Here is an 11,741-nt window from a genome sequence, read left to right on the forward strand (position 1 = left end):
ACTACATTTCTGTAGTCGGGCTTTTTATTGTGGCTTGAACTATGCGCGGCTAGAACGGGTAGCCAATGGCAATATTCAGGCGGCCGGCTCCCAGGTCGGTTTTGTTGAAAGATTGGTTAAGGCTGGGTCGAACTACCTCCACGTTGTTGTAAGGCACCCGCAACGGATAGGCATAGTCGAAGCGGATAACGAAGAACTGCACGTCGATGCGGATACCGGCACCCGCGCCTACGGCCAGTTCTTTCAAAAAAGTACTGGGCGAGAACTGCCCGTTTTTACCATCGGGGTTGCCGTCCTTATCTACGGTAATGCGGCTGGGGTCTTGGTTGATAAGCCAGATATTACCAGCATCGATAAACAGAGCACCCTTCACGTACGGGAACAGGTCCTGACGGTACTCGGCGTTGGCCTCGATGCGCATGTCTCCTACCTGGTCGTAAAACGAGCTATTTTCGGAGGATACGGGGGCCCGGTAGGTACCTGGCCCTAGGCCGCGGGCGGCAAAGGCCCGTACGCTGTTAGGTCCGCCAATGCCGTACTGTTTCAGATACGGCAGTACCCGGGAGTTCTGGTAAGGCAGGCCAGCCCCGATGAGCAGGCGGGTAGCCAGCTTGTTGCCGCTGCTGGGGTTGGAGCTGGTGCGGAAATAGTTACGGAACTCCAGATCCACCTTGGTGTACTGGGCAAATTGCTGGCTGAGCAGCGTATACGCCTGGCTCCCGTCTTCATTGGTTTCGCGGGGTTGCCCGGTTCGGGAGCTAATCAGATAAGCCAGATTACCGGCCACTTCAATGCCTCCGCTAAAATATACCTGGTTGCGACGTTGCTCCAGCGCCTGCTGGTTGTAGGTGTAGCGGTAAGAGCTGGCCAGTACAAACTGCTGCCGGAAGGAATTAGCCAGAAACGGCCGGGCTTTCAGTAAGGAATCGAAAGCGGGTTTAACGTCGCTCAGACGCAGGTATTGCACATCAATCGGGCGAAGCTCGTGCTCATTAGTAAGCTTATTTTTCCAGGTATAGCCATAATTGACGTTAAAGGCCTGCTGGGTGAAGGCATCCCGGCGGGTTACGGTTTTGGCCCCTACCCCAAACGTGGTCCGGGGCTGAAAGTCAGAGTTCTTAAGGCGAATATCGAAGGGCGGGGTGATAAGGCGGGGCACCACCAGCTGGGCATTGGCCCCCAGCTCGTAACTGGTCAGACCAATAGTGTTGGTGTTGCTGCGCGTCTGGTTTTCGAAGGTACCCGTTACGTTCACCAGCAGCTGCTCGGCCCCGCGCAGTGCCGAGCGGTTGCGGAACTGTATTTGGAAGCCTGGCCCTGTAAAGCCGTTCGATTTGCTGACCAGTAGTACCTCGGCCCGCAGGCTTTTCTTGGGCAGCTGGGTCATGCGCACGTAGGAGTTCAGGAAGCCGTAGCCGGCCGAATCCGCCTTCTGACGGGCAGGCCGGAAGCCGATATCCACGTACTTGAAGGTGCCCAGGCTCATCAGGCGGCTCAGGGTCTGGTCCTGGCGGCGGCGACGGTACAGGCTATCCGGGTACAGGAACACGGCGTTGGTAATAGCCTTGGCCTTAAACACCTTTTCATCGGGGTAGTAGATGTAGCCCTGGTAGCGGATGGGCCGCTCGCTCACCGTCGTATCATTCAGGGTATAATCGGTATTCAGCCGAATACGGTCCAGAATGTACGGCTTAGCGGCCTGCTCCGGCGTTTTGGCTTTGATTTTCAGGTACACATTCACTTGGTTGTTCAGGGTGCTGTCTACCTGAAACAGGATGTAATCGGGGTTGAAATAGTGGAACCCCTGGTTCTTCACGGCTTGGTCGATGCGCAGCCGCTCGTTGGTGAAGGTTTGCAGACTATAGGGGTCACCCACTTTCAGCAGCGAGGCCGCCTGAGTGGCGCGCACGGCCCGGGGCAGCAGGGAGTCGCCCTCGGGGAAGTGAATTTCCTTGATGGTGTAGGGCCGGCCCACGATAGCAGTGTAATCCACGGAAGCAGCCTGGCCCTTTACCTGTACTTTGCTGTGCACCACCGGCTGGAAGTACCCGTTGTTGTACAGCCGGTTTATCATCAGGCCCTTTACCTTCTGGGTATCAACCTGGCTTAATAGCACGGGCTTCTCACCGTACTTATTAGCCAGCCAGTGGCCTAGGCCCTTGGTTTTGCCCTCGCCCATGTGCCAGAAATACAGCTTGGGCCGCAACCCCAGAAAGGAGGCGTTGGGCTTAGGCGTAATCACGCCTGTCAGCTCCGTGGTCAGTTCCGCTTCTTTGGGAATCGGGCTTGCGGACTTCACCTTCACCGTGCTGCCGGTATAGAGCTTGCTGCCCTCTGGAATGAACTTCGTACCCGAGCAGGCCGCCAGCAGCAGCCCGCTGCCCAGCATCAGCCACCGCCGAAGCGCCTTCCCCGGCCCATATTCCGCTGGGGAACAAGCCGGAGCCTGACGATTGGTATCGGCAGCTTGCGTGGTCGATGAAGAAGCAGGTCGGTGAAAAAGCATGCGGTACACGTTCAGAACGAAGAATCGGTAGGCTCCTGTTAGGAGCCGGAATAAGGTTATCGGCGGGTAGAATCGGGACGGGAAACCGGGCGACTGGCGCGCCGGGCCGAATCGGGCCGGGTGGCGGGGCGCTGGCGTAATGAGTCGGGCCGTGGGGCAGGGAAGGCGGCGGAAGAGTCGCGGGCGGTGCGGCGTTCCTGCCGACGCTGGCGGCGGTTCAGCTTGATGTCTTCCTTCACGTTGTCGTCAATGCCCTTGAACAGGTCGGCCAGGGTCTGGTAGTCGCGCTGGAAGATGAGCGAAGCCCCGGTGCGCACAAACTGCCCGTCAATGTCGCCGTACGCGTTGTTGCGGAAGGCCCGCAGGCGGATGCGGCCGTTGGCCAGCACGTTGTACTCCACGCTCACATCCCCGGCGAAGGCGCTTACGCCGGCCCCATTCTGGCCGGTGCTGGCCTGGTTGCCGCCGCCCAGGGGCACATCGGTACCCAAGCGTACGGTGAGGCGGTTGTTGAGTAGCTGGCGACGCACGGCCACGTTCAGGTCGGTGCGGGTTTTCTCCTGGCCACTGCTGAAGTCGGCATAGGAGTTCACGCCCAGCTCCACACCCAGGTTGGAGAGGTAGGAGCCGGTGAGGTTATTGAGCTGCTGGGTAAGCACCTGGCTAGCCGAGCCACGCAGCTGCTGGGCCACCAGGTTGCCACTGCTGCTCCGGAAGGGGTCATCGGCCAGGAAACGGCCCAACACCAGCAGGGAGAATACCTGCTTGTTCAGCTCGCTTTCCTGGGAAGGCTGGCGCAGCTGGGTGAGGCGAGCCTCAATGGGCCCGCGCAAATCGGAGCGGGCCTCCTCGGGCAGCCGGATATCAAACCCGATAACCGGCTTGAGCAGCTCGCCGGTTACTTTCAAATCCACCACAAACGGCAGCGGATTGCGGCCGATGGCGTTCAGGGTTTCGTCAGTAGTCCCCTGGGCCGAAATCAGCTCGGCGGGGGCGGCGCGTACGTTGTAGAGGGCCGTTACGTTGGCCTGCCCGTTGTAGGGGTCCCCGCTCCAGGTAATGGAGGAGCCGGGTGCAATATCAAATTCCCGCGAAGCCAGGTCGTAGAGCGACATCTGGTACTTGCCCTTGGCCACATCAAGGCGGCCGGTGAGGGTGATAGTGCCGGTAGGGTCGATGGCCGTGTTGAGCGTGCCGTTGGCCTGCACCTTCAGGTTGTCGCCGGAGGCCTCGTCCACTACAATGGTGAAAGGCGTGTTGTCGGTTACCGTTACTACGGCCTGAATATCGTAGCCGGCGGCGGTTTGGGCGGTGTCCAGGGCCAATTGCCGGGCCAGCATGGTATCAATGGGTGCGCTCTTGTCGATGAACTCCACAATGCCGTCGCGCTCCACTTTCACCGGGTCATCGGTGGGGATGCCCACGAACAGGTTAGAGCCGTCGGCCACGCGGGCCCGGGTGCGTACCACTGGCAGGTTCAGGGAGCCGGTAATGCGGGAGTCTGAATCCACAAACAGCTTGCCCCAGAACAGGTTATTCTCGCGGCGGGAGCTTTGCACGGCCAGGAAGTTGTCGGTAGTAGCCTCCAGGTTGAAGCGGAAATCCGACACGTAATCCGTAGTCAGCACCTGCCCGTTGATGAGGGCTTCACTGCCCAGCGAGTCCGTCACGGCGAAGTCATCGAACCCGATGCCCTGGTTGGTAAACGCAATTTCCTGCGACTTCAGGAAGAAGGGCGCCCCCAGCTGGCTGAGCGTGAAGGTAGCATCAGGCGTAGTGGTGAGCGTGCCGTTGATATCGGGGCGGCTTACCGTGCCCGTTACCGCCAACTGCCCGGTTACGCCCCCGCCCATCTGCTGGAGTTGGCCCAGGGAGAAGGGCTCGATGATTTTCAGGTCCAGCCGGTTCACGTTCACGTCAAACTGAATGGGCGAAGGCGGGGTGGCCAGGTAGTAGCCCACGGCGCGCACATCCATGCCCTGCTGGTTGGTGAGGCGGGCATCCACGTTGAAGCGGTCGGGGGTGGGGTTGGTAGCCTGCACGGCCACGTCGCCAATCAGGGTTTTGTTAAAGGCGAAGCCGCCCAGGGTAGCGTTGGCCGTGAAGGCCTGCTTGGGCTGGCCCAGGCTGTAGGCCACGGCCTGCCCGTTCAGCGTGCCCGCAATCAGGGAGTCCTGGAAGCCGGCGGCCCGGCCCAGGGCGTTGATTTCGAGGTTCTGCATGTTCACCTGCAGCGGGAATTGAGGCCCGGTGAGCGACTCAAGGCTGAGGCGGCGCTGGTTGCGCGAGAAGCTCACGTTGCGGGCGAAGATGGCCCCGGTACTGGTAGTGTAGCGCAGCTCGTTGTCGGCGGGCGTGTCCCACTGCTTGCGGTCCAGCATCAGCTTAGGGTCGAAGCGGAATACGTAGGCTTCGCCCTGGTTCAGCACCCGCAGCGCCCCGGCCAGGTTTAGCCGCTCGGCGCTGTCGGATTCGGCAATGCGCAGGCGAGTCCCAATTTCATTATTCTGGATGCTACCCGTCAGGCTGGGGTTCGGAATCTGTAGAGTAGTATCCTGGCTTACCTGGCGCAGGCCTAGGGCATAGTCCAGCTTCTGGGGGTCCGATTGTACAGCCAGCTTCAGCGAGTCCATAGCATAGCCCATGTACACAATGCGGCGGATGGCCGTGTTCAGGCGCAGGTCGGCCTGGCGACTGTCGTAGCTGCCGGTGAGCTTGAAGGGCGTAAGGCGCTTGAGGTCGGGCACCAGCTGCTGAATCAGGCGGGGCTGCTTCACGTTGGCCTCGAACGAGAACTGCCGGTACTCACCCCCCGGCCGGAACTGCACGCCCGGCAAATCAAAATACCGGTCGATGTGCTGCTGCAACGCCGTGGCAATGTCGCCGAGGCGGGTATTGCCGCGCAGGGTCACGTCGGCCACCGAGCTGGCAAAATCCACCTCGGTGCGGCCCGTGCGCTGCACAATGCGCCCGCTCACCGAATCCAGCGCAAACGGCTGGTTGTTGCTCACAATGACGATACGGTTGCCGGAGAACGTGCCGTTCAGGGTATTCAGGTCCGAACCGCTGAGGTTGGCCGTCAGGTCGCCCTGCACGCGCAGGTCGCCGCCGGAGTAGAAGCCCAGGGCGGTAAGGTTGGCCCCGCGCAGGTTCAGGCGGTCCACAGTGTAGGTGGGGTTAGCGGCGTTGCGCAGGTCGATGGTGGCCAGCACGTCCAGGTTCAGGTTGGGGTCGTCCTTGCTGCTGGCTTCTACCACGTAGCGGTTCCGATCAATGTCCACGTTGGCAGTAATGCCACGGTAGGTGTAGCCGTTGTAGGTAGCCTGCTGTACGTTGGCTTTCAGCTGGCCCCGCAACTGGTTGGGGTCGAGGCCGCCACGGCCGGTGAGGATGCCGTTGGCGGTTACCTTGCCAATGGTGGGGTCGTTCAGAAACTTACCCACGTCCAGGCCCTGGGTGCTGAACACGGCCCGCACCGGCTCCTGGCCCACGGGCCCCTCGCCCACGTTCACCTTGGCGGCTAGGTTGCCGTAGGTGGTGCGGGCCTTCAAATCGGTATCGAACACCAGCGCCGTGGGCCGGCCCCGGAACGTGCCGGTGGCCGAAATGCGGGGCGGCAGGTTATAGCCCGCCGGAATAGTGCCGGCCGGCAGAATCCCGCGTATATCGGCGGCGGTAGAGGTGAACTCCTTAATATTGAAATCCACGAACAACCGGCGGTCCGTGTTCGGCAGGCCTACCAGTCGACCGGTAGTCCGGATGCGGGTACCCTGCAGGCCCTGGAAGTTGATGTTGGTGAGGGCCAGGTTGCTGATGCGGCCTTTCACCTGCCCGCTCATCGTCATGGGGGCGTTGGGGTTGATGCCCAGCTCCGGCAGCGTACCCTTAGGCAGTAGGCTGCGCAGGTCGTTTTCGGTGGTGCGTACGTAGCCCAGGTTCAGGTCCAGAATCAGCCGGTCGTCGGTGTTGGGCAGGCCCTGAATCCGGCCCGAGCCCCGCACGATTGAGTTGCGGAAGCCCACGAAGTCTAGGTTCTGCACCCGCAAATCACCCAGCCGCCCACTCACCAGCCCGCTTATCAGAAACGACTGATTGGGCCCGCTGCTGAACGGGGGCGTGTCAATCAGGCTGGGCGTGATGTATAGCACGTCGCGGAAGCCCAGGCGGGCCTCGCGCAGGTCGCCGTTCATGCGCAGGTTGGGCAGGTCGTCGGGGATGCTGGCCAGGCTCTTGTAGCCAATGCCCATGCGGCGGCGCAGGTGGCTGTGGGGCGTGAGCAGGTCGAGGTTGTTGAGCTGGATGCGGTGGTCGTCGTAGTGCACATCGGCGGCGGCGCGGGTTACCACAAAGCCGCTCTGCTCCTGCCCCGCTAGCTGCGTAATGCGGCCGGTGGTGCTGTCGGCAGAGTAGCGCAGGTTTTCGGTGTTCAGCACCAGGTTCGTGAACTTCAAGTGGTTGTAGTCCATGCCCTTGATGCGCGTCTGCTGCCGGGGCTCGTTGAAGTTATCGAAGGCCACGTCCACCCCGCTGATATCCGACTGCTTGAGCGTGACTACCCAGCTGGCTTCCTGGCCGGTGGCGTTTTCCACGGAGGCGTTCAGGTCGCGCACGGCTTCGGCGGGGTTCACCACGCGCTGCTCCACCGGCACGTTTTCGTTTTGGGCGTAGGCGAAGGTGGTGTTCTTAAGCTTGAGCGTGTTCAGTGCCACCCGGCTGTTTTTCAGGTCGATGTTGTCGGCCGTCACGTCGGCCTCGCCAATTCGGGTGCTGATGAACTGGGCCGAGGGGTCGTTCTTGTAGCTCAGGCTCACGTTCTGGAGCTGGGCCCGGTTCAGTCCAAATTCCAGCTTGAGGGCGGCCGTATCCTGGGGGGTGTCCGGCGGCACTTTGGTTTGCACGATGTTGATGCCCGTGTTACGCAGGGCCGCCTGGTCTACTTTATAGGTGGAGCCATCCACATCCACTTCGTCCATGCTCACGGCCAGCTCGCCTACCCGGGTGCGCACATTCATGCCGTCCACCTGGTCGTTGTAGGTGAGCAGGATGTTGGTCAGGCGCAGGTCGCCGATATTGTACTTAAAGCCCGCCCCGGTGGTGTCGGCGGCCGTGGTTTTTACCGTGGAGGTGTCGCCGCTGGCGAAGGCCTTGATGATGAAGTCGTAGTTGCTGATGCTGTCGGGCTCGGTGCGCTTGATGGCCAGCCGCCCGTCGTTCAGTTCCAGGCTCTTCAGATTCACCTGTGAATTGAGCAAATCCCAGATGCCCAGGTCTACGCCCAGGTGCCCTACCGACAGCAAGGTGTCGCCTTTCTGGTCTTCCAGGTACACCCCATCAAAGCTGATGGCGTGCTTGAAGTCAGACCGAAACTTGCCGATGCGTACCTCGGTCTGCAGCTTGTCGCGCAGGTAGCTTTCGGCCTTGCGGGCCACAAAGTCCTGGCCCGAGGGGGTCTGGATATACACATACAGGCCGGCCACCAACAGCAGCACCAGCCCAATCAGGCCCAGCAGGCCATATAAAATACGACGTAGAGTAACTGGCAAAAGGCAGAGCGTAGAGATGAAACTCAGTGTGCCAAACGGAAAAATTCGCGCAGGGGTTGGGAGTGTTCTTTTACACCCACGGGCAAATAGTTTTTAGCAATTCTCGAAGCTCAACCGTATACCAAGGTGGTGGCATGACCGAAGAATTGTATTTTCCGAACGGCTTTGCCATTCCGCTCCATTCTTCTACTTCAACCATCTCACCTACCATGGCACTCTCCTTCTCTTCCGTTAACCTGCGCCGATTAGCCTGCCGGGCGGGGCTGCTTGTTTCCGCACTGCTGCCGTTTAGCAGCGTGGCCCAGACCACCGCCGCTACCTCTCCCTCACTGGTAGAGTTTACCGGGGCCGTGTTCAGCGACACTGGCCATCAGCTGGCCGGCGCTACCGTGGCCGTTGAGGGCAAAGCCATGCAGGCCGCCAGCGCCAACGCCGAAGGGTTTTTCCTACTACGGCTGCCCGCCGGCCAGCCCGCCCGGTTGCTCGTAGCTTTTCCCAGCCACGAGTCGCAGGTAGTGGAGCTGAAAGCACCTGAAAAGGAGAAAAACCTGGTTATTACGCTACACCAAGTGGCTAAATATCCTGCCGGAGCCAAAGCTCTGCGGGCCCGACAGAAAAAGTACCAGCGCACGGGGCAATAGGGCAGCCTCAGTGGTTGGTTATTAAGCACTCACTTCGGCCTGTGCCCAGCCACATCAACTCGGCATCAACAGTTCATCAATATGGCATTAGTGTTCAAAAAATCGGACTGTTTAGCTGCTCGAACATCTATAATCCAGGGGTTTTCCGGTGCTATTTTAGCGCATTAAGAGTTATCTTCGAGCCCCAATTTTTACTCGTCAGCACCCGATGATTCTTCGCTTTACGCTACCCTTCCGCACGGCCTGGGGCCAGCGCCTGGTAGTATGCGGTTCTTTGCCCAGCCTGGGCCAGTGGAACCTCGACCAGGCCCTGAACCTCCACTACCACCCCGATTCCGGCCTCTGGGCCCAGGAAATCAGCCTACCCGATGATCAGCTGGGCACTGTGGAGTACAAGTATGTGCTGCTGGACGAGCGGGATGGGGGCAAGCATTGGGAATGGGGCCCCAACCGGACCATCGGCTACGATGCCGGCCAGTTTACCCGCATTGTACTGGAAGACTACTGGCGAGCCCCGGCCCTGCCCGAAAACGAGTTGCACACTGCCGCTTTTACCAAGGCGCTGATGCGCCGCACCGCCACTACCACCCCAGCCGCTAAACCGGCCCGGCTGGCCAGTTCGGTGGTGCGCTTTCAGCTCTCGGCTCCACGCGTAGATTCTGACCATCAGTTCTGCGTACTGGGCTCCGACCCGGCCCTGGGCGCCTGGGACGCTAAGAAGGCGGTACTTCTCTCGGATGCTGATTACCCCACGTGGACTACCGATGTAGCCCTGGAGAACCCCGAGCGCACTGCTCAATATAAATACGGTATCTGGGACCCACGCGCCAAGCAGATTCTGCAGTTGGAAGCTGGTGAGGACCGCCTGATTACGGCCTCTCAGGATAAGCGCACCCTGCGCGTGAAGGCCGACGACCAGTTCCGGTACCCTACCGGCAACTGGCGCGGGGCGGGCGTAGCGCTGCCGGTGTTTGCCCTGCGCAGCCGCCAGGGCCTGGGCGTGGGCGAGTTCCCCGACATCAAGCTTTTGGTGGATTGGGCCGTGGCTACCGGCCTCAAGCTGGTGCAGGTGCTGCCCATCAATGATACGGTAGCCACCCACACCTGGGTGGATAGCTACCCCTACGCCGCCATTTCGGTGTTTGCCCTGCACCCGCAGTATCTGAACCTTGATGCCGTAGCCGAGTTGCAGGACGAAGCCGCCCGCGAGGAGCTGGCCCGCCTGCGCGAGGAGTTCAACGCCAAGGACTTTGTGGATTACGAGCCGGTGATGAACGCCAAGTGGAAGTTCATCAAACAGCTCTACCAGCAGGAGAAGACGGCCTTGCTGGCCGACCCGATGTACCAGCTGTTCCGCGACGAGCAGAAATCCTGGCTGCTGCCCTACGCGGCCTTCTGCGGCCTGCGCGACCGGTTTGGTACGGCCGACTTCACGCAGTGGCCCGAGGAGTTCCGCTCACCGGCCGTGGCTGCGGAGCTGGTGCGCGAGGACAACCCTGAGTTCGACGAGTTTGGCGTGCATCTGTTCACGCAGTTCCACCTTGACCGGCAGCTGCTGGACGCCGTGGACTACGCCCGCCAGCACGGCGTGGTAGTGAAGGGCGACCTGCCCATCGGCATCTACCGCCACTCAGTGGACGCCTGGACGCAGCCCGAGCTGTACCACATGCACCAGCAGGCCGGTGCCCCGCCCGACGATTTCTCGGTGACGGGCCAGAACTGGCGTTTCCCTACCTATAACTGGGAGCGGATGGCCGAGGATGGCTACCAGTGGTGGCAGCAGCGCATGGGCCACCTGGCCCGCTATTTCGATGCCCTGCGCATCGACCATATTCTGGGCTTTTTCCGCATCTGGGAAATTCCGGGGCACTCGGTAGAAGGGTTGCTCGGGCACTTCTCGCCCGCCCTGCCCCTGCACCGCCACGAAATTGAGCAGCGCGTGGGCTGGTTTGATTACGGCCGCATGTGTGAGCCGTATATCCGCTGGCACACTCTGCAAGAAATCTTCCACGGCCAGGCCCAGAGCGTGTTCGATGAGTTCATGGAAGACGCCGGCCACGGCGCTATCCGCCTGAAGGAGCACGTGCGCACCCAGCGCCAGATGGAGGCCGTGTTTGCCGAGAAAATCCAGCAGGACCCCGCCAACACCGAGCACTATACCTGGCTGCGTACCGGCCTGTATAAGCTGGCCAACGAGGTGCTGTTCGTGCCCGACGACCAGCAGCCCGATTTCTACCACCCCCGCATTACGGTGTACCTGAGCCGCTCTTTCAAAGAGCTGGACGAGCAGACCCGCCCCCGCATGCACGAGGTGTACATCGACTTCTTCTTCCGCCGCCACGAGGATTTCTGGCGTCGCCAGGGGCTTGTTAAGCTGCCCGCCGTTCGCTGGGCCACCGATATGCTCATCTGCGGCGAGGACCTGGGCATGGTGCCCGAGTCGGTGCCGGGCGTGATGAAGGCCTTGGGCATCCTGGGCCTCAACATTCAGCGCATGCCCTCCGACCCGAATGTAGAGTTCGGGCACCCCAATGCGGCCCCATACCTGAGCGTGGTAAGCCCCGGCTCGCACGATATGAGCACCGTGCGCGGCTGGTGGGAGGAAGACCGGGAGAAAACCCAGAAGTTCTTCGAAACCATTCTGGGCCATTGGGGTGAGCAGGCTCCGCAGTACTGTGAACCGTGGGTAGCCCGCGAAATAACCGTGCAACATCTGTATTCCCCAGCTATGTGGGCCATTTTCCCGCTGCAGGATTTGCTGGCTATGGACGCCCGCCTGCGCCGTCAGGACCCCTTGGCCGAGCAGATTAACGTGCCGGCCAACCCCACGCACTTCTGGAAGTACCGTTTCCACATTCCGCTGGAGGATCTGCGCCAGGAAGCCGGCTTCAACCACGAAGTGCAGCAATTGGTGAATCAGAGCGGCCGCAACCAAGTGTACTAGGCTTTCATTTACAGACTCTTCGAGGAAACAAAAGCGCCCGGCCATATGGCCGGGCGCTTTTGTTTATGCCCTGCTCAGACGAGTTCCACTGCTTCTGTATAGCTTAT

The 11,741-nt window shown here is 60.8% G+C and carries 4 protein-coding genes; 2 read left to right on the plus strand and 2 right to left on the minus strand.

Translation table 11 applies throughout. The features are described from left to right. Positions 1-49: 49 nt before the first annotated feature. On the minus strand, positions 50-2,506 hold the full coding sequence (tamL, locus tag LF252_RS21790; protein ID WP_226271709.1) for a translocation and assembly module lipoprotein TamL: 2,457 nt from the start codon (positions 2,504-2,506) through the stop codon (positions 50-52). Positions 2,507-2,562: 56 nt separating this feature from the next. Next, positions 2,563-8,049, minus strand: coding sequence for a translocation/assembly module TamB domain-containing protein (locus LF252_RS21795; protein ID WP_226271710.1), 5,487 nt, complete (start codon positions 8,047-8,049; stop codon positions 2,563-2,565). A 209-nt stretch (positions 8,050-8,258) separates the two neighbouring features. Here LF252_RS21795 and LF252_RS21800 point away from each other — a divergent pair, with 209 nt between their 5' ends. Together LF252_RS21800 and LF252_RS21805 are read left to right on the plus strand one after the other, a co-directional pair. Continuing rightward, on the plus strand, positions 8,259-8,690 hold the full coding sequence (locus tag LF252_RS21800) for a peptidase associated/transthyretin-like domain-containing protein (protein WP_226271711.1): 432 nt from the start codon (positions 8,259-8,261) through the stop codon (positions 8,688-8,690). A 208-nt stretch (positions 8,691-8,898) separates the two neighbouring features. Next, positions 8,899-11,634, plus strand: a complete 2,736-nt coding sequence (locus LF252_RS21805; RefSeq protein WP_226271712.1) for a 4-alpha-glucanotransferase — start codon at positions 8,899-8,901, stop codon at positions 11,632-11,634. Positions 11,635-11,741: the final 107 nt, after the last annotated feature.

The organism is Hymenobacter pini, from assembly GCF_020421205.1.
Taxonomy (GTDB): domain Bacteria; phylum Bacteroidota; class Bacteroidia; order Cytophagales; family Hymenobacteraceae; genus Hymenobacter; species Hymenobacter pini.